Consider the following 25,945-nt stretch of genomic DNA (forward strand, 5'->3'; position numbering starts at 1 on the left):
TCATCGAAGCTGCGCCGCATCCATCCGATGCGGCGCGATGTCGGCTATTGCGCGCTTTCCTTCAGCCGGGCGAGCAGGGCCGTTCGGTCGGACGCAAAATTTTCTTCCACCCACTGGTTTTCCAGCACCGCAAGCAGTTCGCCGACGCGAGGGCCGGAGGCGACGCCCGCCGCGAGCACGTCGCCGCCATTCAGAGGAAACTGCGGCTTCTTCCAGTTCGCGGCCTGATCCATGAGCCTGCCGAGCCGCGCTGAACGCGCCATCTCGGCTAGATCGCCCTCAGCCTTGCCACGCGCAACAGCAAGGGCGAGCTTCAACCGGGTCACGATGCCGTCGAGGCCGTTGCGGTAAAGCAGCCTTTCGAAAGCAGCCGGCGAAATTTCATCGTTGACCGGCGCCGCCATCGCCCAGGCCTTGAGAGTGGCCGCTTCCGCATTGGAGAGTTTCAGCCGGGCCGCAAGCGCCTCCAGCCGCGCCGCATCGGGCGGTACGATCGCCATCAGGCGCAGCAGCGGATCAGGCGCCCAGCCGAGCGCCCTCTCGGTGGCGACAAGCGAAGGGATGGCATCGATCCCCCAACGTTCCGATTCCGGCAGAATTTCCGTCAACACCGCCACCTGCCGCATCCAGAGAAGTGCCCGGCCGGGATCGGCAGCACCGAGCAGTTTTCTGAGCTCCGACCAGACGCGTTCGGCCGACAGCGTCTTCAGTTTCGAACGCGCGGCCGCACAGGCCCTCAGACCCTCCGCGTCGGGCCGCCCGGAGCCGTAATAGGCAAAAAAACGGAAGAAGCGCAGAATACGCAGATGGTCCTCGGCAATACGCCTTGCCGCATCGCCGATGAAGCGGATGTTGCGCGTTTCGATATCGGCCAGTCCGCCGACGAGATCGACCACTTCGCCCTCGGCATCTACATAGAGCGCGTTGATTGTCAGGTCCCGGCGTTCGGCATCGGCCTTCCAGTCGGTGCTGAAGGCAACTTTGGCGTGGCGCCCGTCGGTCTCCACATCGGTACGCAGCGTCGTCACCTCGAAAGGCTTGCCATCGACGACGAGCGTCACCGTGCCGTGCTGCAGTCCTGTCGGCACCGCCTTGATGCCGGCCGCCGCCGCCCGCTCCATGACGATCCCAGGCGTCAGCGTCGTAGCGATGTCGATATCGCTGACCGGCAGGCCCATCAGGCTGTTGCGCACCGCACCGCCGACCACTCGACCTTCCCCCTTATCGGCATTGAGAAGCGCAAGGACCCGGGCGAGAGCCGGATCGCGGAACCATGCCTGGTCGGCAACGCCGGTCATGCATAAAGCCTTTCATAGAGTGTACGGACGATGCCGGCGGTGATGCCCCAAATCATCCGGGTTTCATAGGGCATGCGGTAGAAATGCCGGTCGATGCCGTCGATCACGCGCCTATCGCGGCGGTGATTGGCCGGGTTCATCAGGAAGGAAAGCGGAACCTCGAACACGTCGTCCACCTCGGCCGGGTTGAGCCTCAGCGCGAAACCCCGCTCGACGACGCCGAGCACGGGAGTAATGCGGAAACCGGTCGAGGCGAGATAGTTCGGCAACCTACCGACGGTTTCGACGAAAGAACCGGCCAAGCCGATCTCCTCCTCCGTCTCGCGGATCGCCGCCATCTCGGGCGAGATATCGGCCGGATCGATCGAGCCGCCGGGAAAGGCGATCTGGCCGGAATGTTTGCGCAGCGTCGCCGTGCGCTTGGTGAAGATCACACGCGCTTCCTCGCCGTCGTCGATAACAGGCACGAGCACGGCGGCGTCGCGCAGCTTGAAGGTCGCCACCTCCTCCACGATATCCGGATTGAGAACATGGTCGCCATGATCGCGCCAGGCATGGTCCACCGGCCCGCCATTCTGATTGATCGCACGGCGGCGGAATTCGGCTGCTGAAAACAGCGGATAACGTTGGGTGATCGCATCGTTCATCGGCAAAGCGCATCCAATTCATCGGCCGGCATGACGGGGAAGACCTCGCCGGCGGAGCAGATTGCAAACATCGTCTGCCCTTCCACTTCGACCGTCTCGCCGAGCGCGACCAGTTCATACATCACCGCGCGTGACACCAGCGCCTCCAGCCGCCCGCGCACATGCAGGTAGGGTTTCAGTTCGGCATTCTCGCCCGCAATGGAAAAGCGCAGCCGATGCTCTCCTCCCGCCTCGATCACATCACCGACATTGGTGCGGAATGTGAGCACCTGGCGGCCCTCGCGCATAGTCACGCTCATCTCCACAGCGATGAACGGCGCGTCGATTACCCTGATCCCGATCTTTTCCACAGGAGTTACGAGGTAAGTCTTTTCGTCCTCCTCTTTGCGCAGGACCGTCGAAAACAGCCGCACCAGCGCCGGCCGGCCGATCGGCGTACCCATGTAGAACCAGGTGCCGTCGGCCCTGATCTCCATGTCGATATCACCGCAGAAAGGCGGATTCCACCGCTCGACCGGTGGTAACCCGCGTTTTTTACCGCTGTTTTCAGCAGAGGCGCGCGAGATCAGCGCGGCAAGCCCCGCCGCATCCGCCTGTCCGCTGATTTCTTCGGCTGCCATTCTTCCGTCCCGGTTTATCCTTAACGAAGTGAAGTCACGAGATAGTCATTCGTAACGAACTTGTCAGCCCGTCGCATCTCCATAACTCTATCGAGTATGAGGCAGATGTATAAGTCCGCCGATTCGCTGCCGAATGATTTCAGCCGTTGGAGATGCACGTGGGTATGATGAAGACCGAAGCCAGCCTCGATGAAAAGGCGATCGTCGCCGCCGCTGAAAGGGCGCTCTCCGATATCGCCGCCATCCGCGGGGAAGTCTCGAAAGTGATCTTCGGTCAAGAGAGCGTCGTCGAGAACACCGTCCTCGCTGTGCTGTCAGGCGGCCATGCCCTGCTCGTCGGCGTTCCCGGCCTTGCCAAGACCAGGCTGGTGACCACGCTCGGCGAGGTGCTGGGCCTTGCCGCCAACCGCATCCAGTTCACGCCCGACCTGATGCCTTCGGATATTCTCGGCTCCGAGGTGATGGATCAGGACGACAGCGGCCGCCGTTCCTTCCGTTTCATCAAAGGCCCGGTCTTCGCCCAGCTCCTGATGGCCGACGAAATCAACCGCGCCTCGCCGCGCACCCAGTCGGCGCTTCTGCAGGCGATGCAGGAATATCACATCACCATCGCCGGCCAGCGCTATGATCTGCCGGCTCCCTTCCACGTGCTCGCCACCCAGAATCCGCTGGAGCAGGAAGGCACCTATCCCCTGCCCGAGGCCCAGCTCGACCGCTTCCTGCTGCAGGTCGACGTCAACTATCCCGAGCTCGCCGCCGAGCGACAGATCCTGCTCGAGACCACAGGTCTCGGCGAAGCCCGGCCAGAAGCCATCATCGATGCGCAGCGGCTGATCGAAATCCAGACCCTGGTGCGTCAGATGCCGGTGAGCGAGACGGTCGTCGACGCCATCCTTTCGCTGGTGCGATCCGCCCGCCCCGGCCAGGGGAATGCCTCGACCGACAAGAACGTCGCCTGGGGTCCGGGCCCGCGCGCCGGCCAGGCGATGATGCTCTGCGCGCGTGCCCGCGCGCTCTACGAGGGCCGCCTCGCCCCGTCCCTCGATGATATCTTCGCGCTTGCCGAACCCATTCTCCAGCACCGCATGGCGCTGACTTTCGCCGCCCGCGCCGAAGGCATGTCGGTGCGCGACGTCATCGCCGGGCTGGTCAGGCAGGCAAAGGGATAAGGAAGCCGGACGCGTGGCATCTATCGGACAGACCGTCAACCCGACGTCAGGCAGCGATGCCCTTTCCCGCGCCAGGCAGCGGGCCTCCCTGATGCCGGACTGCCTGGTGGAAGCCAAGCGCATCGCCAATACGGTGATTGCCGGCTGGCACGGCCGCCGCAAGCGCGGCATCGGCGAGAATTTCTGGCAGTTTCGTCCCTATGCCGAAGGTGAAAGCCTGTCGCGCATCGATTGGCGCCGCTCCGCCCGCGACGACCATACCTATGTGCGTGAGCGCGAATGGGAGGCGGCGCACACGATCTGGCTCTGGTGCGACATGTCGCCCTCGATGATGTACAAGTCGAGCTACGGCAGCGTTTCCAAGGAAAGCCGGGCGCTGGTCGTAATGCTGGCGCTTGCCGAAATCCTCGCCCGCTCCGGCGAACGCATCGGCTGCCCCGGCATCATGGAACCCGCCTCCACCCGCAATGCCGCCGAACGCCTCGCAGCCGCGCTCATGCACGCGCCGCTGACCGGCGGACTGCCGGAAACCGGAATGATCCGCGGTTGGAGCGACCTCGTGCTCATCGGCGATTTCCTCGACGACGCTCCTGATATCATGGAGCGGCTCGGCCCGCTTGCCCGCCGCGGCCTGCACGGCCATGTGGTCGAGATAGCAGATCCCGCTGAAGAGATCTTTCCCTATAGCGGCCGCACCGAATTCATCGACCCGGAGACCGGCGCCAAGCTCATCTCCGGCCGCGCCGAACACATCCGCGAGACCTATCGCAACGCCTACCTCGCCCGCAGGGAGAGCCTCGGTCAGTCGCTGCGGCATCTCGGCTGGACCTTTACGACCCACCGCACCGATAAACTTGCCTCGGAGGCGCTGGTTGCGGTCCACATGTACCTGTCCGGCATGCCGGCCAAGGCAACGCATGGAGGGCTGCTATGAACGCCCTTCCCTTCGCTTTCGCCTATCCCGCCATTCTCGGCGCCCTGATCGCCCTGCCGGTCATCTGGTGGCTGTTGCGGCTGACACCACCACGTCCGAAAACGGAGGTCTTTCCACCGCTGAAAATCCTTGCGTCGGTGCTGAAACGCGAGGAAACGCCGGCGCAAAGCCCCTGGTGGCTGACGCTGCTGCGTATGCTGCTCGCCGCCATCATTATCCTTGCGATTGCTGATCCGGTCTTCAACCCGCGCACCAATTCTCTGGCATCGGGCGGCCCGCTCGTCCTCTTCGTCGACAACAGCTGGGCGGCATCGCCCGATTGGGAGCGGCGCGTCCAGACCGCTAACGCGCTGGTGGACGATGCCGAATCCGCCGGCACGCCGGTAGCGATCGCCTTCACCGCCGATCCGACCAATGATGCGGTGCCCGGCACGGCAGCGAGTGCCCGCGACAAGCTGCGGGCTGCCGAGCCGCGGCCGCTGGTCCCCGATCGCGAGCGCGCCTTCCAGGCGCTGCGCGCGGCGCTCAACGGCGTCAAGCCCGGCACCCTCGCCTTCCTGACCGACGGTGCCGCCGCCAAAGCCGATGATCCGACGGTGCGCAGGCTCGCCGAGCTCCAGCCCGCTGATCTGCGCCTGATCGAGGGCGATGCCACGAAGACGGTTGCCGTCACCGCGGCCAGCAATGCGGCCGATGCCATGACCGTCAAGGTCACGCGGCTCGACAGTTCGCGCCCCGCATCCGTGGCGCTGAACGCCGTCGATGCCCAGGGCCGCTCGATTGCCAACGGCAGGGTGGATTTCCGTCCCGGCCAGAGCGTCGCCACGAGTTCGATCACCGCTCCCTTCGAGATGCGCAACGATTTCGCCCGCATCAGCGTCGACGACGGCGCGACGGCAGGCGCGGTCCACCTTCTCGACGATGCGTTCAAGCGCCGCCGGGTCGTCCTGCTGTCCGGTACCGGAGCCGATGAATTCCAGCCGCTGCTCTCGCCGCTCTACTACATCCAGCGGGCGCTGCAGCCCTATGCGGATATCATCCAGCCCACCGACTCCGATCTGGCCGTGGCCATACCGAAGCTTCTCGCCAGCAATCCTTCGATCATCATCATGGCAGATATCGGCCGCCTGCCGGAGGAGACCTACGAACCTCTGACACGCTGGATATCGAACGGTGGCATGCTCCTGCGTTTCGCCGGCCCGCGCATGGCGGCGGCACCTGCCGACGATCCGCTCATTCCCGTCATCCTGCGCCAGGGAGAACGGGCGCTGGGCGGCACCTTGTCCTGGAGCGAACCGCAGTCACTGGCCGAATTTCCGAGCATCGGGCCTTTCGCGGGCATACCGCGTCCCGCCGATGTGGTCGTCAGACGGCAGGTGCTTGCCGAGCCGACACCCGACCTTGCCGAACGTACCTGGGCAAGCCTCGCCGACGGCACGCCGCTGGTGACGATGAAGCAGCTGGCATCCGGCCAGATCGTCCTCTTCCACGTCACCGCGGAAGCGACCTGGTCCGATCTGCCGATCTCGGGCACTTTCGTCGATATGCTGCGTCACCTCCTGCAGATATCGCGCTCAGGCGGTGTGACGTCTGAGGCGCGCAGCAGCGCGCGTGTCTCCGAGACCCTTCCGCCCTACCGCATACTGACGGCCAAGGGTGTGCTCGTCTCCGAGACTGGCTCGGCACGACCTCTGATCCCCAGGGCCGGAGCCGAACCGACGGCGAATTTCGACAATCCGCCTGGCCTCTACGGTTCGGAAGACGGTTTCACCTCATTGAACGTGCTGCCCGAGAATGCCGAACTGAAGCCGCTCGATACCGCTGGAACCAATGCCATGCGCGAAGGCTTGATTGGCGGCGAAAGCTGGTCGGCAAAGCCGGTTCTTTTCCCGGTCGCCTTTCTGCTGCTGCTCGCCGACAGCGTGGTCGTTCTCTTCATGAACGGCGCTTTTTCGCGATTGCGCCCGGCCGCCAGCACCCTGGGCGTGATCGCAGTCGCGGTCGGCGCCGGCTTCCTGGTGCAGCCCGGCACACTTCACGCCAACGACTCCCGGCCCGGCGACGACCTCATTCTGGAGCGGCTTGACAACACGCATCTCGCCTATGTCGTCACCGGCGAGCAGGAAGTCGACAATATATCCGAGCGCGGCCTTGAGGGCTTGACCCAGTTCCTGACCTTCCGCACGACGCTGGAGCCGGCGCCGCCCGTCGGGCTCGACCTCACCAAGGACGAGCTCACCTTCTATCCGATCATCTATTGGCCGGTTTCGGCAACGGCGCCGATGCCGTCATCGGCCGCCATCAGCCGCATCGACGCCTATATGCGCAACGGCGGCACCGTGCTCTTCGATACGCGCGACCAGATAAGCGCCTTGGACAATGGCGGCAATGTCGGCGCCAACGGTCAGCGGCTGCAGGAAATCCTCGCCAATCTCGATATCCCGCCGCTCGAACCGGTACCCTCAGATCACGTGCTGACCAAATCCTTCTATCTCCTGTCGAGCTTTCCCGGCCGCTATGCCGGCAGCCCGCTTTGGATCGAGGCCCGGCAAGGTGGCCGCGAAACGACCGAAAAATCGGCGGCGACGGCCGACGGGGTTTCGCCGATCCTGATCACCGGCAACGATTTCGCCGGCGCCTGGGCAGTTGACGAAAACGGCACGCCGATGTTGCCGACCGTGCCCTCGGATGAAGGGCAGCGTGAATATGCCTACCGAGCCGGCGTCAATATCATGATGTACATGCTGACCGGCAACTACAAGACCGACCAGGTCCACGTTCCCGACCTCCTCGAACGGTTAGGGCAATGAGATGACCTTCGATTTTTCACCCTTCCTGCCCTGGCCTGTTCTGGCCGCACTGGCCGCCGTCAGCGCTCTCATCGCCGCCTTTGCGATCTGGCGCGGCATTCGCGGCGCCTGGATCAGGACACTGGCCGCCCTCGCCCTGCTGACCGCCCTTGCCAATCCCGTACTGCTGCAGGAGGATCGGGATCAGCTGTCGACGATCGTCCCCGTCATCATCGACCGGAGCCAGAGCCAGCAGACGCCCGAGCGCACGAAGATGACCGATGACGCGCTTGCGGCATTGAAAGCGCAGCTTGCCCGCTTCCCCCAGATAGAACCCCGCTTCGTCGATGTCGAAGGCGACATCAATTCCGACGTTCCGTCCACCCGCCTGTTCGAGGCGCTGGCAGCCAACATCGCTGACGTCCCTTCCGCCCGCATCGGCGGCGCCATCATACTGACAGACGGCGAAGTCCATGATGTCCCGGCCGCCAATCAGGCGCTTGGCTTCGATGCGCCGATCCATGGTCTCGTCACCGGCAAGCCCAAGGAATTCGACCGTCGCATCGAAGTCATCAAGGGACCGCGCTTCGGCATCGTCAACGAGGAGCAGCAGGTCGTCCTGCGCGTCTTTGACGATGGTCCGAGCCCCGGCGGCACGGCCGACGTCACGGTGAAGCTGAACGGCGACGAGATCGCTACCTTGCAGGCAACGCCCGGTCAGGATACGCCCTTCTCCTTCAAGGTTCCGGGTGGCGGCAGCAATGTGCTCGAATTTTCCGTCGCCGAGCTTTCCGGCGAAGTCACCGCCGCCAACAACCGTGCCGTTCATGTCATCGATGGCATCCGCCAGAATCTGCGCGTTCTGCTGGTGTCCGGCGAGCCGCATGCCGGCGAGCGCGCCTGGCGCAACCTCCTGAAATCCGACGCCTCGGTCGATCTCGTTCACTTCACCATCCTGCGTCCGCCGGAAAAGCAGGACGGCACGCCGATCAACGAGCTGTCGCTGATCGCCTTCCCGACGCGTGAACTCTTCATCGACAAGATCAAGGATTTCGACCTGATCATCTTCGATCGCTATCAGGATCGCGCCAACGTGCTGCCGATGCTTTACTATGACAACATCGCCCAATACGTGGAGAACGGCGGCGCGCTGCTGATTGCCGCCGGCCCGGAACATGCGAGCCCAGAGTCGATCGCGATGACGCCGCTCGCCTCCGTGCTGCCGGCAGAGCCGACGGGCCGGATGATCGAGAAGGCCTTCTATCCTCGACTCTCCGAGGAAGGGCGTAAGCATCCGGTCACGCGCGGCTTGGACGGCTCCGGCGAGGACCCGCCGCATTGGGGCCGCTGGTTCCGCAGCGTCGATGTCGAACGGCCGCAGGGCGAAACGATCATGGTTGGCGCCGACAACCATCCGCTGCTGGTGCTGAACCGCGCCGGCCAGGGCCGCGTCGCCATGCTGCTTTCCGATCAGGGCTGGCTCTGGGCGCGCGGCTTCGAAGGCGGCGGTCCAAATGTCTCGCTGTATCGCCGCATCGCTCATTGGCTGATGAAGGAACCAGCGCTCGAGGAAGAAGCGTTGACGGCGCGCGCGTCCGGCCGAACCCTTGAGGTCACCCGCCAGACAATCGGCGACAATCCTGGTAACGCCACCGTGCGTTATCCCTCGGGCAAGACCGAAACCTTGCCGCTCACCCAGACAGAACCCGGGCTTTACAAGGCCGAGAAACGCATGAACGAGGTTGGCCTCTTCGAAATCCGTAATGGCAAGTTATCGACGCTTGTGCACATCGGCGCTGTCGATGCGCCGGAATTCAAGGCGATGATCTCGACGACCGATGTGCTGAAGCCTGTCGTCGACAGAAGCAAAGGTCTCGTGACCCGCGTCGCAAGCGAAAAGGGCGCAATCAGCGTTCCGCCGATCCTGCCGGTGCGCGGCCAGGTCCGCGTCTCCGATAACGAGCGAATGATGATCCGCATGACCAACGAAACGGTCCTGAAGGGAATCAACACGCTGCCGCTCTTTGCCGGTTTCGCCGGCGTCGGCATCCTGCTGCTCGCTTTCGGCGCCATGTGGTGGCGCGAAGGGCGATAGCCGCATGCCGGAGTTCGAGCTCACGGCATCGCCTTCGGCTGTGGAACTCGCGGCAATCACCGATGCGCTCTCGGCCTTCAATAACAGCGATGTCGGCCCTTCGGACCGCCAGCCGCTCGCCGTCCTCATCCGCGATTCCGACGGCAAGGTGACCGGCGGCCTGTCGGGCTTTACCGCCTGGGGCTGGCTCTTCATCCAGTTGCTTTATATCCCCGATACGCTACGCGCAACGGGCATAGCCGGCAAGATTCTCGCAAAAGCGGAAGACGAGGCCAAGACGCGAGGATGCCGTGGCGCCTGGATCGATACCTTCAACCCGCAGGCTCTCCGCGCCTATCTGCGCCAGGGTTATGAAGTCTTCGGCGAGCTTGAAAATTTCCCGGAAGGTCGCACCCGCAGCTTCCTCCGGAAAAAGCTCTGATCATCCGCGCCAGGCGATCATACCTTTCAGCCGCTCGTGCACGCCCTCGGCCATCGGAACGACCAGCACCCGGCCCGGATCGACGGGGCCTGGAAAGGCAAGCGCGTTATAGGCCACCTTCTCGAAGCCAAGCGGACCGTAATAGGGCGGATCGCCGACGAGGATGACGGCTTCCGAACCCTTGCGCCGCGCAGCTTCCACCGCGATCCGCACCAGTTCCCTGCCGATACCTATATTTTTGTGCGAGGGTCGAACGGCAAGCGGGCCAAGAAGATGCCCCTTTACCGTGCCGGCCAGCACCGGCGTCATGCGCACGGAGGCGATCGTCTCGCCGTCGTCAGCACAGATGAAGGAGAGCGACAGGTCATGTGGCCCCTGCTCGCGGATACGCGCGGCAGCCCGCGCGAAGCGGCCCGGACCGAAGGCTTCTTCATTGATGTGTTCGATGGCGGCGTCGTGGGACGCGTCTTCGGTGAGGTAGACGAGATCGTGCTTGTACATGATGACAGAAACCGGTTGGACAGATTGATGGGTCTCGAACACGCTCTTGGCGTTCGGAGCATCAGCGTCGTCGCAGGTTTCTGGAAATGAACATCAGGCAGGTGTTCCTCAAATCGTGAAAAGGCCGATAGCAGGAAAAATTTCCGACGTCCAACGCAAAATGCACACCCGAGCCTGCTGGCGTCGGGGGCGTGACGCACTGTTCGATCTTTACCGCCTGCAAAGCCCCACTATCTCAGCTAACATCAATTCCAACATGGCAACCAGGGAATGAATCATGGGAATGCTTGTGGACGGCGTCTGGCATGACGTCTGGTACGACACGAAGGAAAGCAAGGGCCACTTCAAACGTCAGCCCTCGCAATTTCGCAACTGGGTGACGGCAGACGGCGAGGCTGGACCTTCCGGAAGCGGCGGCTTCAGGGCCGAGGCCGGGCGGTATCATCTTTATGTCTCTCTCGCCTGCCCCTGGGCGCATCGCACCCTGATCTTCCGCAAGCTGAAGAAACTGGAGGACCTGGTCTCGGTTTCTGTCGTCGACCCACTAATGGCCGAAAACGGTTGGGAATTCAAAGTGGGCGACGGAGCTACCGGCGATCACCTCTACGGCGCGGCCACCCTCTGGCAAATCTATGCCAAGGCCGATCCACATTATTCCGGCCGTGTCACGGTTCCCGTCCTCTGGGACACGCAGACCGGCACGATCGTCAACAACGAGTCGGCCGAGATCATCCGCATGTTCAACAGCGCCTTCGACGGGCTGACGGGCTCGAAGGCCGATTTCTACCCGGAGGATCTGCGTGCCGAGATCGACGCGCTGAACGCCACCGTCTACGACACGGTCAATAACGGCGTCTACAAGGCGGGCTTTGCCACAACTCAAGAAGCTTACGAGGAAAATGTCGTCAAATTGTTCGAAACACTCGACATTCTCGACGAACGCCTGGGCAGGGGTCGTTACCTTTTCGGCGACAGATTGACCGAGGCCGATTGGCGCCTCTTCACCACGCTGGTGCGTTTCGATCCGGTCTATGTTGGCCACTTCAAGTGCAACATCCGCCGCATCGCCGATTATCGCAATCTGCCCGGCTATCTCAGGGATCTCTATCAAACGGCAGCCGTTGCCGAGACGGTAAACCTGCAGCACATCAAGCAGCACTACTACCGCAGTCACAAGACGATCAACCCGACCGGCATCGTCCCCGCCGGCCCGGCGCTCGATCTCGACAGCCCGCATGACCGCGCTATAGCGCCGCGCGTCTTTTTAGACGCGCAAAGGACGCTGTAGAACTTTAAATTGCTGCATAATTTACTCTTAAATCGATTCCGATTTAAGAAATTGTGCGGCGGGCTGAATGCAGCTTGAAGCTTCTCACCAGCGATGGTCAGGCTCCTGCTCGCCCCGAAGCTCGGCGAGGCGGCGATACGTCGCCTCGGTCGTGCCCTCGGGCAGGCTGTCGAGCGAGAAGAACCCGCTGTCGGAAATCTCCCAATCCGGCGGCCGCGGCGCCGTCTGCTCGACGGTTACGCGATAGAATACGACGTGGTCGCGCCGGGTGGTCGTGGTGTTGAAATAGACTTGGACCAGCTGCGGTTTTCCGATGATTCTGAGGTTGCCCTCCTCGCGCAGTTCCTTGACCAACGCTTCTTCGGCCGTCTCATTGCGCTCCAGCCCGCCGCCGGGCATATGCCAACCACCGACATAGCTGTGGCGCACGAGGAAAATCCGCCCATCCTTATCGAAGCAGGCGGCCCTGACACCCATGGTCATGCCGCGGGCGAAGGAGAAATAGACATGCAGGAGGCGCAGGGCCAGCCTGATGTGAGGGGGCCGCTTCTCTTTATCCACCATCGTTCCGTTTCGGCTCTTCATCGCGCCGGATGTGTTTGATTTGTCAATAAGCTGGTCTATGTCTCGTAGCATGTTCAAGCTCGCGCATATTTCCGATGTCCATCTTGGACCGCTGCCCCGTCTTTCCATACAGGAGCTGTTTTCAAAACGCATAACCGGCTTTGTGAACTGGCATCGAAATCGACGCAAGCACCTTTTCGGCGGCACTCTCGATGTGCTGCTCGATGACATCCGCGCCCAACAGGCCGATCATTTGGCCGTCACCGGCGACCTCGTCAACCTGGCGAGCCACATCGAGATCCGCGCCGCCGCCGCCTGGCTGCGTGCGCTCGGCGATCCCGCCGACACCTCGGTCGTTCCAGGCAATCACGACGCCTATGTGCCGGGTGCCTATGAGAAATCGATGCGCGCCTGGTACGATTATGTCCGCGGCGACCTCGCCTCGCCGCAATGGCAGGAAGACCGCCGCATCTTTCCCTATCTACGTGTCCGCGATAAAGTTGCGATCGTCGGCTGCTCCACGGCAGTCGCCACGCCCCCTTTCGCCGCCTCCGGCTTTTTCAGCGCTCGCCAGGCCCGCGATACGGTGAACATGCTGCGCGCGGCCGGCGAAGCCGGTCTCTTCCGCGTCGTCATGATCCATCATCCGCCGATCCGCGGCGCCACCGCCTTTCACAAACGCATGATCGGCATCCGTCGCTTCGCGGCCGTGATTTCGACCGGCGGCGCCGAGCTCGTGTTGCACGGCCACACGCATCTGAACACGCTCCACTGGCTGCGCGGCCAGGTGCAGCCGGTGCCGGTCGTCGGCATCGCGTCGGCCTCGCAGGGACCGGGCAGCATTAAGCCGCCGGCCGCCTACAACCTCTTCTCCATCGACGGCTCTCCGGGCGCCTGGGAACTCACCGGCGAGCGCTTCAGCCTGAACAGGACAGGCGATGCGATGATGTCGGAAAGCGTCGATATTTTCGCACCTTAGCGCTGACTTCCGACTCTTTTTATGCGGCACTTGAATCAATCTCGGAAAGCGCTTCGCAACCGTCGCAACATTTGTCATGGAGGCGGCCTACCCTCTTGGTATTTTTACCGGTAAGCGTACAATCCGGCCGACTGCATCGCCTCAGAACGGAGCCGCCAATGACTTCCCCCTTCCATCGCCTGTGCAGAACAACACTTGCCGCCGGCTTTGTACTCGGCATGGCGAGCGCCGCCTTCGCGGTCGGCGACAGCAACGACGACACCAATCCGCCGCCGAAGACCCAGACGACCAAAACCTGCACCGGCGGCAAGGTCTGGGATAAGCAGAAGAAGGAATGCGTCACTCCGAAGAAGAACAGCTTCAACGACGACGATCTCTATAAGTTCGCCCGCGAGTTTGCCTATGCCGGCCAGTATGAGAACGCCATCACCGTGCTCAATCTTGCCCGTAACCAGAACGACCCGCGCATTCTGAATTATCTCGGCTATGCGAACCGCAAAGCCGGTCGCATGGAGCTCGGCATGTCCTATTACCGCAAGGCATTGCAGGCGGATGAGAATTATATTCTCGCCCGCTCCTACATGGGTATGGCGCTGGTGGAACAAGGAGACATCCAGGGGGCTCGCGTCCAGCTCGTCGAAATTCGCGACCGCGGCGGCGAAGACACCTGGGCCTACCGCGCTCTGCTGCAAAGCTTGAACGGTTACAGGACATATTGACGCAAGCTCTGCGGGCTAGATTAGGAAAACCCCTTGGGAAAGGGGATAAGATGACCGGATGCTTGCGAAGTGCAGTGGATTTGCTTCATAAAGAGCCTGCATCTCCGGTGCCGACAAAGCCGGTTTCGCGTCCGATGCCGAAGCTTTCGTCCGCGAAACCATTGTGAATGCTTCTTGGATAGACAATGCGTCAGCCCGCAACCACCATCGACCTCCGGCGTGATCTCGTCGGCCTTCTGCCCCACCTTCGCCGCTTCGCGATCACGCTCGCGGGCGAGGCTGGCGTGGCCGATGAACTTGTCCAAGCCGTTTGTCTGCGTGCCATTGCCAAGGGGCATCAGTGGAGTGGCGAGGGCCGACTGGAAAGCTGGGTATATACGCTTGCCCGCCAGCAGTGGACGGAGGACAGCCGCAAGCGGAAGCCGAAGGCGTCGGCACGCGGCAACGTCACCGACATCAGAGAGGCTGCCCGTGAACGCTCGGCCTCGGTCGATCCCCACGCCATCCATCGCATGATCGCCGAAATGCCGGACGGTGTTTCCTCGATCTTCCTGCTCGTCGATGTCGAAGGCCACAGCTATCAGCAGGCGGCCGAGATCATGGGCATTTCGACGGCAAGCGTCGTCTCCCAGCTTGCCACCGCAAGGCTGCATTTCGCCGGGCTTGCCGGCACCCACCCCATCCACAGGTACTGAATTGCTCGATCTTAGGAAATTGCCGCTCGAAGCCCAGCTCACCGCCCTTCTCGACAGCGAGGTCTCTCCCGAACAACGGCACGAATTGGAGCAGCGCCTGGCAACCGACGAGAATGCGCGCCGTCTGCATGAAAAGCTGCGTCATGGCGCCGATTTCGGCCGCCGCCGCCTGGACGATGTCCTGAAGGAGCCAGTGCCGCTCGCCCTCGTCCGCTCGATCAAGAGCACGCAGCCGCCAAAGACGCCGATCGCCCAGCGCGCCATGCGCCCCCAGGTGAAACTGGCCCCGAGCGGCCCGCAGGCGCTGGCAGCGGCTCTTATCCTCTTCGTCGTCGGTTGCGGCATCGGCTATTTTGCCGGCGCCACCCCGGATGCCGACGAGATCGCCACCACGACCGCCACGGCGCCCGCCAATAACAACAACTGGCTCGGCGACGTCACAGCCTATCAACGCCTGCTGATCCGCCAACCCCGTCACCTCGTCGAAGTGCCGGCATCGCAGGCCGAAGAAATCTCCAGCTGGCTGACGACCGTCATCGGCGTGCCTTTCCGTGTGCCGGATCTCAGCGCCGAATCCTGGACCTTCCAGGGTGCCCGCATAATTCTCGGCGACAATCGCCCCGTCGGTCAGCTCGTCTATTCCAACAGCGACGGCGATATAATCTCCATCTGCTTCCGGAAGGACGCGCAGCCGCCTGAGACCGACGACTTCAAGGAAACGATCAAGGACGAGATTGGCCTGGTCACCTGGCACAATGCCGGCACCTCCTACGTTCTCGCCGGCCCCTCCGCCGAAGCCACCCTCGGCCAGCTCGCCATGAAGATTGCCACGGCGATTTGATTGCCGCCTGTCGTATGAGGTGAACGACTGCCAGCGGAGCTGAGGCGGTAAATGGCAAAATCGACCATCAGCATCAGCCGCCCCTCATCCGCCTGCCGGCACCTTCTCCGCTGGGGAGAAGGGATATCCCGCAACGTCTCGCTCCCTCTCATTCGTAAGAGGGCGCCGAAGGACGTTAGGCCGCCACTCGCTCCCTCTTCTCCCCAGCGGGGAGAATGTGCCCGTAGGGCGGATGAGGGGGCCACACGGCTATTCGCTGCTTTCGCTTAGCGAAGACGCAACGAAATCAACCGAATCGTCAGGCCGCGCCGTACCAAAACGATCGCGGCCTGAACCCTTCGCAGATCAAGCCCTGCCAGCCTTCACTTCGAGCACCCGGTTCGCAGCCGACACGATCGCCTCCAGCGATGCCGCGACGATGTTGGTATTGATGCCGGCGCCGAAGAGCTTGCCGCCGGGATAGGAGGTCTCGACATAGGAGATCGCCGCCGCATTCGAGCCGTGCTGTAGCGAATGCTCGGAATAATCTTCGACCGACATCTCGATGCCGAGATAATGCGACAGTGCGTTGATGAAGCCGTCGATCGGACCGTTGCCGCGCCCTTCGATGCGCTTGATCTCGCCATTGTCGGTGATTTCAGCTGCAACGATCCGCTGGCCCTTGCGCTCGGTGTCGGGATAGGTGTGGTGGTCGACGAACTTGAGGCGCGCCTCGGGCTGCGTCACGTAGCGCTCGATGAAGCGGTCGTAGATGCGCTTCGAGGGAAGCTCCTTGCCCTCCACGTCGGTGATGCGCTGGATATCCTCCCGAAATTCGACCTGCAGGTTGCGCGGCAGGTTGAGCCCGTAATCCTGCTGCAGGATATAGGCGATGCCGCCCTTGCCCGACTGCGAGTTGATGCGGATGATCGCCTCGTAGGAACGGCCGACGTCGCGCGGATCGATCGGCAGGTACGGCACCTCCCAGACCGGATGGTTGGCGACCTGTGCCGCCTTCATGCCCTTGTTGATCGCATCCTGATGCGAGCCGGAGAACGCCGTATAGACCAGCTCGCCGACATAAGGGTGACGCTCGGCAATCGTCATCTGGTTCGAATATTCGAACACTTCCTTGATGCGCTCGATGTTCGAGCAGTCGATCCCCGGATCGACGCCCTGCGTGAACATGTTGAGCGCCATCGTGACGACGTCGACATTGCCGGTGCGCTCGCCATTCCCGAACAACGTGCCTTCGACGCGGTCGGCGCCTGCCAGCAAGGCCAGTTCAGCGGCGGCGATGCCGGTGCCGCGGTCGTTATGCGGATGCAGCGAGACGATCAGGTTCTCGCGATTGTCGAGATTGCGGCACATCCATTCGATCTGGTCGGCATAGACGTTCGGCGTGGCCATCTCGACGGTGGACGGCAGGTTGATGATGAGCTTGTTGTCCGGCGTCGGCTTCACCACCTCGATGACGGCGTTGCAGATCTCCAGCGCCACTTCCAGCTCCGTGCCGGTGAAGCTCTCGGGCGAATATTCGAAACGGTAGCCGCCGCCGGCCTTGGCCGCCATGTCGGTGATCATCTTGGCGGCATCGACGGCGATCTGTTTGATGCCCTGCACATCCTTGGCGAAAACGACACGACGCTGCAGCTCGCTGGTCGAGTTATAGAAATGCACGATCGGCCGGTTTGCGCCTTCCAACGCTTCGAAGGTGCGGGTGATGAGCTCCGGGCGGCACTGTACCAGCACCTGCAGCGACACGTCGGCGGGCACGTTGCCCTCTTCCACGCACCAGCGGGCGAAATCGAAATCCGTCTGCGAGGCGGAAGGGAAACCGATCTCGATTTCCTTGAAGCCCATCTCGAGCAGCAGATGGAACATGCGGGCCTTGCGGTCGTGGCCCATCGGGTCGACCAATGCCTGATTGCCGTCGCGCAGGTCCACCGAGCACCAGACCGGCGCCTTGGTGATAGTCTTCGTCGGCCAGGTGCGGTCGGGAATGTTTACCTGCGGATAGGGCCGGTATTTCACCGCGGCATCAGGCATGCCTTTTGCGGAGGATCGGCCGGTGGTGTTATCCATTATCTTGTCTCCTCGTCCCGGCATTTGCCCCGCCTCTTAGCCGATCGCATCGGCCTTGGCGATAAACAAATGCGGACCTTCGTCGGTCGTTAGGTCAATTTTGAAAGTGAATCGCGAGGAGCGATGCCGGGCGGGCTTTCGGCCGCCGGGCGCTCCTCAACGGACCCGGCAACCGCGCGTAAGGCCGAGGAGAAGAAGCGAGGTCACGGCGCTCGAGACGTCACGCAGGGCGATGCGGCCGCGTGCAATCGTATCAGAAATCTTGGCGCCAGAGGTCTTCATGGCCGCGCTTATAGCGTTGGGCGGTGAACCTGGCAAGCCCTCTCAGCCTGCCGGCTTTCCGTTACTTCTGCCGAGCGCGATCTTTCGACATCTTCACCAGCCGCGACAGCGCCAGCATCAGCCCGCCGGCGATCAGTCCCCAAAAGGCACCCGAGATGCCGGCGAAGGAAACGCCGGATGCAGTGACGAGGAAGGTGATCGCCGCCGCCTCGCGCGATTCCTGCGCCTGGAAGGCCGACATCGCCGAGGATGAGAAGGCCCCGACCAGCGCCAGCCCCGCCACCGCCTCGATCAGAATGGGCGGCGCCAAGGCGACGAAGGCCGTGACCGCGCCGGCGAGCAGCCCGAGGATCACGTAACCGACGCCGGCGATCAGCGATGCCCAATAGCGTCGCTTGGGATCGGCATGCGCGTCATGCCCGGCGCACATTGCCGCGGTGATCGCCGCCAAGTTGACGGCATGGCCGCCGAAAGGCGCCGACAGCAACGAAAAGAAGCCGGTGACGGCGAAGAGCGGACCCGGCTTCGGATCATAGTGATTGACTTTTAGGACGGCGATGCCGGGAATGTTCTGCGAGGCCATGGTGACGATGAAAAGCGGCAGCGCGATCGAGATGAAGGCCGCCAGGGTGAATACCGGCCGCACGAGTTCCGCCGTCGGCACCAGCGATCGTTCGAGCGAGGCGAAAGCGCCGTCGGGAATGTCGACGCCGAAGGCGAGCACCAGCACGAAGGCGGCGAGTGCGGCCGGCACCGCCCAGAGCCGCTTGAAGGCGCCGACGACGATCCAGCAAATGACGATCGGCAGACCGAGCAGCGGATTGAAGCCGATCGCCTTTACCGGCGCAAAGCAGAGGCCGATCAGCACACCTGATAGCATCGCATTCGCGAGCGGCGCGGGAATGGCGGCGACCGCCCGGCCGAGCGGCTTGAACAACCCGGCAATGATGATCAGCACGGCGCAGATCAGGAATGCGCCGACCGCTGCATTGAAGCCGCCCTCGATTGCGCCAGTGCTTGCGAGCAGCGCCGCCCCCGGCGTCGACCAGGCGATGCTGATCGGCAGTCGAGTCACGGCGCTGAGCACGATCGCGCAGACGCCCATGGAGATCGACAACGCCATCAGCCCCGAAGCGGCCTGCGCATCCGTCGCACCCACCGCCTGCAGCCCATGCAGCACGACGGCGAAGGAACTGGCGGAGCCGACGAAAGCGGTAAGCAGACCCATGAACAGGGGCTGGACGGAAAAATCTTTGAGCATGGCGGACTCTGAGCTGCTGGAATGGCGCATGGAGCATGATGGTTGGCGCCCGCGCAAGTCCAGATGGAGGGCTTTCCGTCCAGCCCTACCGGTCAATGACCGCAAGCATAACCGAAATCAAGACGCCCTCACCTGCGGTCGGCAGGCAAGGGCGTTTCGAAGGTTTCGGTCGAGAAACTCAGATGTCGGCTTGCGACGTCACGATGCGCGAGACAAGGCCATAGTCCTTCGCCTCTTCGGCTGAGAGCCAGTAGTCGCGATCCGTGTCCTTGGCAATTTTCTCGAGCGGCTGGCCGGTGGCCTCCGCCATGATCTTGTTCAGGCGCTCGTTCATCTTGATGATCTCGCGTGCCTGGATCTCGATGTCGGATGCCATGCCGCGTGTGCCGCCCGACGGTTGGTGCAGCAGGAAGCGCGTGTTCGGCAGGCACAGGCGTCTCTCCCTGGGAGCCGCGACATAGATCAGCGCGCCGGCCGAAGCGACCCAGCCGGTGCCGATCATCCAGACCTTCGGCTTGATGAACTTGACCATGTCATGGATGGAATCGCCGGATTCGACGTGACCGCCGGGCGAATTGACATAGATGCGAATGTCTTCGTCGCTGGCCGCAGCAAGTGCAACGAGTTGCGAGCAGACCTTCTGCGCCAGTTCCTGGTTGATCGGTCCATAGATGAAGATCGAACGCGACTTGAAAAGATTCGCCTCCGTTTCCTTGCCGAGCGGCAGTTCCTTCGTCTTGTCGTCCTGTTCTTCGTCGTTCATTCGAACCTCTCGGAGATGAATTCGGGTTCCTCGCACATAGTGCGACTCAATGCCTAAAACAATGCGAGAAAAACACAAGGCACCGAAGCGGTGGAGATATCCTTAAGAAGCCGCGCACTGTTCCGCAAGCCTTACTGAAATGTAACGGTGGAAGGCTTTGAAAAGCCGGAATCGGTTCCTACCTCACCTCTCACATGGCAATCGCCAAAAGAGATCAACAGGAGACCGGACATGTCACCGGAAGAACGCCAATTGCTGACCGCCCTCTTCGATCGCGTGCGCACCGCGCAAGCCCAGCCGCGCGACCGCGAGGCCGAAGCTCTGATCGACCAGGCGACGCGCGAGCAGCCGTCCGCCACTTATTATCTCGCCCAGGCCGTCATCGTGCAGGAAAAGGGGCTGGAAGCGGCCGCCAACCACATCAAGGAACTTGAGGAGCGCGTCCGGCAGTTTGAAGCCGGAGCCAGCGAGCACCGACAGGCCGAACAGGGCGGCGGTTTCCTGAGCTCAATCTTCGGCAATACCCAGACGCAGCAGCCCGCGCCTGTCCCCTCCAACCCCGGCCCCTGGGGGCAACCGTCCCGCGCCTATGACGAGCCGCGCGGCTACGATCGCCAGACGCCGCAGCAGCCCACCGGCCCCTGGAGTCAGCAGGCCTACGCGCCGTCTGCCGGCGGCAGCTTTCTGCGAGGTGCACTCGGCACGGCCGCGGGCGTTGCCGGCGGCATGCTGCTTGCCAACTCCCTGAGCGGCATTTTCGGCAACCACATGTCCTCGCACGGCTGGGGCTCACCCTTCGGCGCCAACCCCTTCGGCAATGCAGCCGCCCCGACCGAGGAAACCATCATCAACAATTATTACGGCAATGACGACGTCCGTCAGGCCGCGGATATTGCCGGCAATGACAATGACGACAACCTGCAGCAGGCCGATTACGATGACGGCGATGATTATAGTGATGATTCGTCCGGCGACGACGTGACGGATGTTTGAGGTCTAACGAGCAGAAATGAGCGGCAGTTTGTAATCAATTGCCGCACCGTATCCCCGCCCTTCGCTTTAAGCTCAGGGCGTTCGTCGCTGCAATCGATTCACTGGATCGATTGCTCGGGCTTTGCCCGACCGCTCCTCACCCACGTCCACGATAGGTGGCAACACCCTGCTCCGGCAGCCACACACCTTCCGGTGGCTTGCCCGTCTGCCAGAAGACGTCGATCGGAATGCCGCCGCGCGGATACCAGTAAGCGCCGATCCTCAGCCACTTGGGGTCGAGCAATTCGACGATGCGCTTGGCGATGTAGATCGAGCAATCCTCGTGGAAGGCGCCGTGATTGCGGAAGGAAAACAGGAAGAGTTTCAGCGACTTCGATTCCACCAGCCATTCGCCTGGGATGTAGTCGATGACGATATGGGCGAAATCCGGCTGCCCCGTCATCGGGCAGAGAGAGGTGAACTCCGGCGCGGTGAAGCGCACGACATAGTCGGTGCCGGCATGATTGGCCGGCACTTTCTCCAGCACCGCCTCTTCCGGCGATTTCGCAGTTTCGGTTTGCTGACCCAGCATCGACAGGCTGGAAACATCGGTATTCGGCATCATGCCTCCTTGATGACTTTAACGCGGATGCCATGGGCCTTTTCGCCCTCCGGCTCCACATGAATGGCTATTTTGGCGCCCTCATGCACCGCTCTGATGGCATCCTCAAGGCGGTCGCATATATCATGCGCCTGCCGCACGGACATAGTGCCGGGCACCACCATGTGAAAATCGATGAAGGTGACGGTGCCAGCGCGCCTCGTCTTCAGGTCATGCACGCCGATCGAACCCGCCGCATGGGTCGCGATAGCCTGCTTGATCGCTTCCTCTTCCTGCGGCTCGACCGCCTGATCCATCAGACCGCTGATCGATTGCGAGATCACTTTCCAGCCTTGATAGAGAATGTTGATGGCAACCAGAATGGCAAGAACCGGGTCGAAGATCGCATAACCCGTCGCCAGCGCCAGCAGCAGGCCGACGAGCACGCCGACGGATGTCACCACATCCGACATGATATGCTGCCCATCCGCCGCCAGCGCCGCCGAGCGATGTTTGCGTCCGGTCCGAATCAACAGCCGCGCCCAGACCGCATTGATGAGGCCGGCGGCAATATTGATCGCAAGACCGAGCACCGGCGCATCGAGCATGCGCGGTTCCGCGAGATAACTGATCGCCTCCTTGACGATCAGCAGCGCGGCGACGACGATCAGCACGCCTTCGGTCACGGCGGAGAGATATTCCGCCTTGTGATGGCCGAAAGGATGGTCGTGATCGGCCGGCTTCTGCGCGTAGCGGATGACGAAGAAGGCGATGAAGGCGGCCACGACGTTGACCGTCGATTCGAGCCCGTCCGACAGCAACGCCACCGATCCGGTCACCCACCAGGCCACCATCTTCAGGCCCATGACGCCGAGGGACAGCGGAATACCCCATATCGCCAGCTTTTGAACAGTAAGATCGCCGTTGTCGCTCATATCGTCCTCCTGCGGTTGCGAATGAATTGCAGGGTCCAAGCCATTGAAATGCAAAACCGCCCACGCGAATGTCGCGCAGGCGGCCCAGTTGCGGCTGATATGGGCGATGATGGAGGATTTGTCAAAGAGAATGAGGGGTCGCTTCACAGCCAGTGGTCGCTTCCCGATGGGAAGCAGTGCCGGCACCCGATACGCGATCCTCTACAGCGCCGGGGGAGCGGAATCTTACCCGAGAGATTGCGGCCACCGCAGAAGCGCGGCCTGGCCTGCCGTCGTCAGGGCGTAGACGCCCTTTTCCCGGCGCTCGAACCATCCATAGACGTTGTCGCGCAGGATCGGACCGGCCTTTGGCGTCAGCGCCTTCATATCTCGCGGACGCACAATTCCGCGGTCGAGTGCGGCCGCGCAGAGCAGCGCCTGCTGGCGATAGGCCGTCATGACCGGCGCCCGCGAGCCGCCGCCGACGGCAGGATCGCCGCGACGGCGCTGATGCTCCTTGACGAGGCGTGAGCGCCGCTTGGGATTGGTGCGCGGCATCGGCGAGATCGAACTGACGATGACGTTGACCTCGCCGCCATCCGAGACGCCGAGCATACCGATGCCGAGGCGCCGACAGAGGTCGCGGTAGCGCTTGTCCGTCTCCCGCCCGCGCCCCTTGGCCGAAACGCGCGCCGCGATCCAGACTTCGTCGCTCACGGCAGCCCGGTCGACCGCCTGAAGCAGCAGTTCCAGATTGAAGGAGAGCTTGAGCTCGCAGATCACCACGACCGGCGGCTCGCCATCGCTCAACCCGACGAGATCGCATCCGCCGACCTCACCCTTGACCACATAACCGGCCGCTTCCAGGAAGGCTTTGACCGGCAGATAGAGCGATGTCTCCATCAGAAAATCGCGCCTCAGGCGGCGTTGAGATCGGCAATCTCGCCATATCGTGCGAGCAGTCGCGGCGAGGTCATGTCGCCGGTCTCCTCGTCGACCATGACCGCATAGGCCGCAACGCCGACGAAACGCTCGGCCATCGCCGAAGCGATCTTTTCCGCGCTGACGGCGTTCGAGGCCTGACGCATTTCGCCAGGCACGAGACTGCCGCGGTTCTTGCGGTAGGGAAGGACGATGAACTTCTCGGCACTGGCCACGGCGATAATTCCCGGTTGATCGTTCCGGAAATGTTCTGATTTGCCTAACGGAGTCAACCCTCGCCCCTATCCGCACATGGAAAGGGGCGGGATAGAGCTAGGCTCAGGCCGCCTTCGTCTTCACCTTGCGCGCCAGATGCGCCACGACATTCTCGATCATCCGCATGCCGGCATCGCCGCCGAGCGTCATGATCGATTCGGGATGGAACTGCACCGCAGCGATCGGCTCCTTGGCATGTTCGATGCCCATGATCGTGCCGTCCTCGCTTTCCGCCGTGATGATGAACTCCCGCGGCAGCGTCGAGGGATCGGCAAAGATCGAGTGGTAGCGGCCGACCGTCACTTCCCTCGAAAGGCCGGAGAAGACGATGCCGGGTTCCAGCACGCGGATGCGCGAAGGCTTGCCGTGCATCGGCAGCGCCAGATGGCGCAATTCCCCGCCATAGGCTTCGGCGAGCGCCTGCAGGCCAAGGCAGACGCCGAAGATCGGCAGGCTGCGCGCCCGTGCCTTCTTGATCGTCGCCTTGCAATCGAAATCCTTGGGATTGCCGGGACCTGGCGACAGCACGACTAGATCCGGGTTCAACCGGTCGAAGATTTCTTCCGGCACCGGCGTGCGCACGGTTGAAACCGTTGCCCCGGTTTGGCGGAAATAATTGGCCAGCGTGTGGACGAAGCTGTCCTCATGATCGATGAGCAGGATGTTGACTCCCTTGCCGACGCTGGCAACGTCGCGCTGGATCTTGCCGGAATTGCCGGTCTTGGCGTCTCGGATGGCGGAAAGCATGGCAGAGGCCTTCAATTCGGTTTCGGCTTCTTCTTCCTCAGGAATGGAATCGTTGAGCAGCGTCGCCCCGGCGCGCACTTCGGCGATGCCGTCCTTGATGCGCACGGTGCGCAGCGTCAGGCCGGTATTCATGTCGCCATTGAAGCCGACCATGCCGATCGCTCCACCATACCATGCACGCGGGCTCTTTTCATGGCTCTCGATGAAGCGCATCGCCCAGAGCTTCGGCGCACCGGTGACGGTCACGGCCCAGGCGTGGCTGAGGAACCCGTCAAAGGCGTCCATGTCGTCGCGCAGCCGCCCCTCGATGTGGTCGACCGTATGGATGAGGCGCGAATACATCTCGATCTGCCGGCGGCCGATCACCTTGACCGAGCCAGGCTCGCAGACGCGGCTCTTGTCGTTGCGGTCGACATCCGAGCACATCGTAAGTTCGGATTCGTCCTTTTTGGAGTTCAGGAGCTTCAGGATCTGTTCGCTGTCGGCGATCGGATCGTCGCCGCGCTTGATCGTGCCCGAGATCGGGCAGGTCTCGATGCGCCGGCCGGAGACGCGCACGAACATCTCGGGCGAGGCGCCGACCAGATATTCCTGATTGCCGAGATTGATAAAGAAGGAATAGGGCGATGGATTAATTGCCTTCAGCCGCTTGGAAATGTCGGAAGGCTTGCTGTCGCAGCGCTCCATGAATTTCTGCCCGGGCACGACTTCAAACAGATCGCCCTTGCGGAAGCTCTCCTTCGCCTTGACGACGAGTTCGGCATACTCGCCCGGTCGATGGTCGCTCTTCGGCGGAATGGCATCCGTCTGCTTGAAGGGTTCCGGCGCGATCTGCTCAGCCTTGCCCTCGGTCGTCACGCCGCCTTTCTCGAAATCGTAGCGGTCGATCCAGGCTTTCGCGGCATAGTTATCGACGACCAGGATCTCGTCCGGCAGGTAGAGCACCATGTCGCGCTGATCAGAGGGCCGCGTCAGCTTCAATTCGATCGCGTCGAACTGGAAGGCGATGTCGTAGCCGAAGGCGCCGTAGAGGCCGAGGCTCGCATCCGCCTGCGAATAGAAAAGGTCGGTCACGGCGCGCAGCACCGTGAAAACCGTCGGCATCTTCGAACGCTCTTCCTCGGTAAACACCCGATCCGGCGCCTTGACGGAAAGGTCGAGACGGCGGCCGGAGGAGGCGCCGATCACAAGCTCGGGCACCGTCTTCAGCCGCTCGGTCACAAAGCCGAGAAGCACCTCCCCGCGCTCATTATAGGCCTCGATCCAGACGTCGCGGCCGAAGGAGGAGATGCCGAGCGGCGGATCGACGACGGCGGTATCCCAGCGCGTATAACGGCCCGGATATTCGTAGTTCGACGAGAAGACCGCGCCGCGGCGCTCGTCGAGCTTGTCGACATAGGAAGAGACCGCGTCGGCATAGGGGATCGCCCGCCGCTGCCGGGTGACGGTGATGCCGCCCTTGGTCTCGTAGATTTCCGCACCATCATCCCGCAGGATCGTTACCATAGTTCCACTCCGTTATCGGGGCCCGGACGACAGGCGGCGATAAAACAAAAAAGCCGCCTCGAAGTTTCGGGCGGCTCA

The 25,945-nt window shown here is 62.5% G+C and carries 24 protein-coding genes; 11 read left to right on the plus strand and 13 right to left on the minus strand.

Annotation, left to right across the window (positions count from 1 at the left end):
• Positions 1-44: 44 nt before the first annotated feature.
• The 3 genes from NXC14_RS15730 to NXC14_RS15740 are packed head-to-tail and all read right to left on the minus strand — an operon-like array spanning position 45 to position 2,565.
• Positions 45-1,298 carry a CCA tRNA nucleotidyltransferase gene (locus NXC14_RS15730; RefSeq protein WP_085778926.1) on the minus strand — a complete coding sequence of 418 codons (1,254 nt, stop codon included), beginning with the start codon at positions 1,296-1,298 and terminating at the stop codon, positions 45-47.
• Positions 1,295-1,945: a CoA pyrophosphatase gene (locus tag NXC14_RS15735; protein WP_085778927.1), complete on the minus strand. Its 651-nt coding sequence runs from the start codon at positions 1,943-1,945 to the stop codon at positions 1,295-1,297. The genes NXC14_RS15730 and NXC14_RS15735 overlap by 4 nt, the downstream gene beginning before the upstream one ends.
• Complete coding sequence (locus NXC14_RS15740) at positions 1,942-2,565, minus strand: DUF1285 domain-containing protein (RefSeq protein WP_085778928.1); 624 nt, start codon at positions 2,563-2,565, stop codon at positions 1,942-1,944. The genes NXC14_RS15735 and NXC14_RS15740 overlap by 4 nt, the downstream gene beginning before the upstream one ends.
• 158 nt (positions 2,566-2,723) lie before the next feature.
• Between NXC14_RS15740 and NXC14_RS15745 the strand changes: the two genes are divergently transcribed.
• From NXC14_RS15745 to NXC14_RS15765, 5 genes are read left to right on the plus strand one after another with little or no spacing between them, the layout of a single operon-like run.
• Entirely contained in the window at positions 2,724-3,734 is a 1,011-nt protein-coding gene (locus NXC14_RS15745) for a MoxR family ATPase (protein WP_085778929.1), read from the plus strand.
• A 13-nt stretch (positions 3,735-3,747) separates the two neighbouring features.
• Complete coding sequence (locus tag NXC14_RS15750) at positions 3,748-4,668, plus strand: DUF58 domain-containing protein (RefSeq protein WP_085778930.1); 921 nt, start codon at positions 3,748-3,750, stop codon at positions 4,666-4,668.
• Positions 4,665-7,478: a DUF4159 domain-containing protein gene (locus NXC14_RS15755; RefSeq protein ID WP_085778931.1), complete on the plus strand. Its 2,814-nt coding sequence runs from the start codon at positions 4,665-4,667 to the stop codon at positions 7,476-7,478. The genes NXC14_RS15750 and NXC14_RS15755 overlap by 4 nt, the downstream gene beginning before the upstream one ends.
• 1 nt (position 7,479) lies before the next feature.
• Positions 7,480-9,552, plus strand: a complete 2,073-nt coding sequence (locus tag NXC14_RS15760) for a hypothetical protein (protein ID WP_085778932.1) — start codon at positions 7,480-7,482, stop codon at positions 9,550-9,552.
• 4 nt (positions 9,553-9,556) lie between these two features.
• Positions 9,557-9,973 (plus strand): GNAT family N-acetyltransferase, encoded by a 417-nt coding sequence (locus NXC14_RS15765; RefSeq protein WP_085778933.1) that lies wholly within the window; start codon positions 9,557-9,559, stop codon positions 9,971-9,973.
• Here NXC14_RS15765 and NXC14_RS15770 read toward each other — a convergent pair whose 3' ends face one another.
• A complete protein-coding gene (locus NXC14_RS15770; protein ID WP_245362099.1) occupies positions 9,974-10,474 on the minus strand; it encodes an N-acetyltransferase in 501 nt (166 codons plus the stop codon).
• 277 nt (positions 10,475-10,751) lie between these two features.
• Here NXC14_RS15770 and NXC14_RS15775 point away from each other — a divergent pair, with 277 nt between their 5' ends.
• Positions 10,752-11,762, plus strand: coding sequence for a glutathione S-transferase family protein (locus NXC14_RS15775; protein ID WP_085778935.1), 1,011 nt, complete (start codon positions 10,752-10,754; stop codon positions 11,760-11,762).
• Positions 11,763-11,846: 84 nt separating this feature from the next.
• On the opposite strand, the gene NXC14_RS15780 is transcribed toward NXC14_RS15775, so the two are convergent.
• The gene (locus NXC14_RS15780; protein ID WP_085778936.1) at positions 11,847-12,326 is read right to left on the minus strand and encodes an NUDIX domain-containing protein; all 480 of its coding nucleotides are present in this window, start codon (positions 12,324-12,326) and stop codon (positions 11,847-11,849) included.
• 70 nt (positions 12,327-12,396) lie between these two features.
• Between NXC14_RS15780 and NXC14_RS15785 the strand changes: the two genes are divergently transcribed.
• From NXC14_RS15785 to NXC14_RS15800, 4 genes are all read left to right on the plus strand, one after another.
• Complete coding sequence (locus NXC14_RS15785) at positions 12,397-13,305, plus strand: metallophosphoesterase (protein WP_085778937.1); 909 nt, start codon at positions 12,397-12,399, stop codon at positions 13,303-13,305.
• A gap of 158 nt (positions 13,306-13,463) precedes the next feature.
• Positions 13,464-14,024, plus strand: a complete 561-nt coding sequence (locus tag NXC14_RS15790) for a hypothetical protein (protein ID WP_085778938.1) — start codon at positions 13,464-13,466, stop codon at positions 14,022-14,024.
• 185 nt (positions 14,025-14,209) lie between these two features.
• Positions 14,210-14,719: an RNA polymerase sigma factor gene (locus tag NXC14_RS15795; RefSeq protein WP_085778939.1), complete on the plus strand. Its 510-nt coding sequence runs from the start codon at positions 14,210-14,212 to the stop codon at positions 14,717-14,719.
• Between the two features lies 1 nt (position 14,720).
• The gene (locus NXC14_RS15800; RefSeq protein ID WP_085778940.1) at positions 14,721-15,560 is read left to right on the plus strand and encodes an anti-sigma factor; all 840 of its coding nucleotides are present in this window, start codon (positions 14,721-14,723) and stop codon (positions 15,558-15,560) included.
• 345 nt (positions 15,561-15,905) lie between these two features.
• Here the strand turns inward: NXC14_RS15800 and leuA are convergent, their stop codons facing one another.
• The 3 genes from leuA to NXC14_RS15815 form a co-directional block, all read right to left on the minus strand.
• Entirely contained in the window at positions 15,906-17,624 is a 1,719-nt protein-coding gene (leuA, locus tag NXC14_RS15805; protein WP_157131413.1) for a 2-isopropylmalate synthase, read from the minus strand.
• 343 nt (positions 17,625-17,967) lie between these two features.
• Entirely contained in the window at positions 17,968-19,197 is a 1,230-nt protein-coding gene (locus tag NXC14_RS15810) for a benzoate/H(+) symporter BenE family transporter (RefSeq protein ID WP_198175457.1), read from the minus strand.
• 148 nt (positions 19,198-19,345) lie between these two features.
• Positions 19,346-19,930, minus strand: a complete 585-nt coding sequence (locus NXC14_RS15815) for an ATP-dependent Clp protease proteolytic subunit (protein WP_011426306.1) — start codon at positions 19,928-19,930, stop codon at positions 19,346-19,348.
• Positions 19,931-20,161: 231 nt separating this feature from the next.
• Between NXC14_RS15815 and NXC14_RS15820 the strand changes: the two genes are divergently transcribed.
• Positions 20,162-20,923, plus strand: a complete 762-nt coding sequence (locus tag NXC14_RS15820; protein WP_085778943.1) for a DUF2076 domain-containing protein — start codon at positions 20,162-20,164, stop codon at positions 20,921-20,923.
• A gap of 136 nt (positions 20,924-21,059) precedes the next feature.
• Here NXC14_RS15820 and queF read toward each other — a convergent pair whose 3' ends face one another.
• From queF to NXC14_RS15845, 5 genes are all read right to left on the minus strand, one after another.
• Positions 21,060-21,524 carry a preQ(1) synthase gene (queF, locus tag NXC14_RS15825; RefSeq protein ID WP_085778944.1) on the minus strand — a complete coding sequence of 155 codons (465 nt, stop codon included), beginning with the start codon at positions 21,522-21,524 and terminating at the stop codon, positions 21,060-21,062.
• Positions 21,524-22,438 (minus strand): CDF family cation efflux transporter EmfA, encoded by a 915-nt coding sequence (gene emfA / locus NXC14_RS15830; RefSeq protein ID WP_085780146.1) that lies wholly within the window; start codon positions 22,436-22,438, stop codon positions 21,524-21,526. The genes queF and emfA overlap by 1 nt, the downstream gene beginning before the upstream one ends.
• A gap of 225 nt (positions 22,439-22,663) precedes the next feature.
• Entirely contained in the window at positions 22,664-23,320 is a 657-nt protein-coding gene (locus NXC14_RS15835) for a DUF2161 family putative PD-(D/E)XK-type phosphodiesterase (protein ID WP_085778945.1), read from the minus strand.
• Between the two features lie 14 nt (positions 23,321-23,334).
• Positions 23,335-23,574 carry a hypothetical protein gene (locus NXC14_RS15840; protein ID WP_085778946.1) on the minus strand — a complete coding sequence of 80 codons (240 nt, stop codon included), beginning with the start codon at positions 23,572-23,574 and terminating at the stop codon, positions 23,335-23,337.
• A gap of 103 nt (positions 23,575-23,677) precedes the next feature.
• Positions 23,678-25,867, minus strand: a complete 2,190-nt coding sequence (locus NXC14_RS15845) for an anthranilate synthase (RefSeq protein WP_085778947.1) — start codon at positions 25,865-25,867, stop codon at positions 23,678-23,680.
• Positions 25,868-25,945 lie beyond the last annotated feature (78 nt).

It is taken from the genome of Rhizobium sp. NXC14, assembly GCF_002117485.1.
Lineage (GTDB): Bacteria > Pseudomonadota > Alphaproteobacteria > Rhizobiales > Rhizobiaceae > Rhizobium.

Excerpts from the sequence above, each read along its gene's own strand:
- NXC14_RS15755 (WP_085778931.1), top strand. The coding sequence starts at position 4,665 with ATGAACGCCCTTCCCTTCGCTTTCGCCTATCCCGCCATTCTCGGCGCC.
- NXC14_RS15785 (WP_085778937.1), top strand. The coding sequence starts at position 12,397 with ATGTTCAAGCTCGCGCATATTTCCGATGTCCATCTTGGACCGCTGCCC.
- NXC14_RS15820 (WP_085778943.1), top strand. The coding sequence starts at position 20,162 with ATGTCACCGGAAGAACGCCAATTGCTGACCGCCCTCTTCGATCGCGTG.
- NXC14_RS15765 (WP_085778933.1), top strand. The coding sequence starts at position 9,557 with ATGCCGGAGTTCGAGCTCACGGCATCGCCTTCGGCTGTGGAACTCGCG.
- NXC14_RS15815 (WP_011426306.1), bottom strand. The coding sequence starts at position 19,930 with ATGAACGACGAAGAACAGGACGACAAGACGAAGGAACTGCCGCTCGGC.
- queF (WP_085778944.1), bottom strand. The coding sequence starts at position 21,524 with ATGCCGAATACCGATGTTTCCAGCCTGTCGATGCTGGGTCAGCAAACC.
- NXC14_RS15730 (WP_085778926.1), bottom strand. The coding sequence starts at position 1,298 with ATGACCGGCGTTGCCGACCAGGCATGGTTCCGCGATCCGGCTCTCGCC.
- NXC14_RS15775 (WP_085778935.1), top strand. The coding sequence starts at position 10,752 with ATGGGAATGCTTGTGGACGGCGTCTGGCATGACGTCTGGTACGACACG.
- NXC14_RS15845 (WP_085778947.1), bottom strand. The coding sequence starts at position 25,867 with ATGGTAACGATCCTGCGGGATGATGGTGCGGAAATCTACGAGACCAAG.
- NXC14_RS15740 (WP_085778928.1), bottom strand. The coding sequence starts at position 2,565 with ATGGCAGCCGAAGAAATCAGCGGACAGGCGGATGCGGCGGGGCTTGCC.
- leuA (WP_157131413.1), bottom strand. The coding sequence starts at position 17,624 with ATGGATAACACCACCGGCCGATCCTCCGCAAAAGGCATGCCTGATGCC.
- NXC14_RS15735 (WP_085778927.1), bottom strand. The coding sequence starts at position 1,945 with ATGAACGATGCGATCACCCAACGTTATCCGCTGTTTTCAGCAGCCGAA.
- NXC14_RS15760 (WP_085778932.1), top strand. The coding sequence starts at position 7,480 with ATGACCTTCGATTTTTCACCCTTCCTGCCCTGGCCTGTTCTGGCCGCA.
- NXC14_RS15770 (WP_245362099.1), bottom strand. The coding sequence starts at position 10,474 with ATGTACAAGCACGATCTCGTCTACCTCACCGAAGACGCGTCCCACGAC.
- emfA (WP_085780146.1), bottom strand. The coding sequence starts at position 22,438 with ATGAGCGACAACGGCGATCTTACTGTTCAAAAGCTGGCGATATGGGGT.
- NXC14_RS15795 (WP_085778939.1), top strand. The coding sequence starts at position 14,210 with ATGCGTCAGCCCGCAACCACCATCGACCTCCGGCGTGATCTCGTCGGC.
- NXC14_RS15835 (WP_085778945.1), bottom strand. The coding sequence starts at position 23,320 with ATGGAGACATCGCTCTATCTGCCGGTCAAAGCCTTCCTGGAAGCGGCC.
- NXC14_RS15790 (WP_085778938.1), top strand. The coding sequence starts at position 13,464 with ATGACTTCCCCCTTCCATCGCCTGTGCAGAACAACACTTGCCGCCGGC.
- NXC14_RS15780 (WP_085778936.1), bottom strand. The coding sequence starts at position 12,326 with ATGGTGGATAAAGAGAAGCGGCCCCCTCACATCAGGCTGGCCCTGCGC.
- NXC14_RS15810 (WP_198175457.1), bottom strand. The coding sequence starts at position 19,197 with ATGCGCCATTCCAGCAGCTCAGAGTCCGCCATGCTCAAAGATTTTTCC.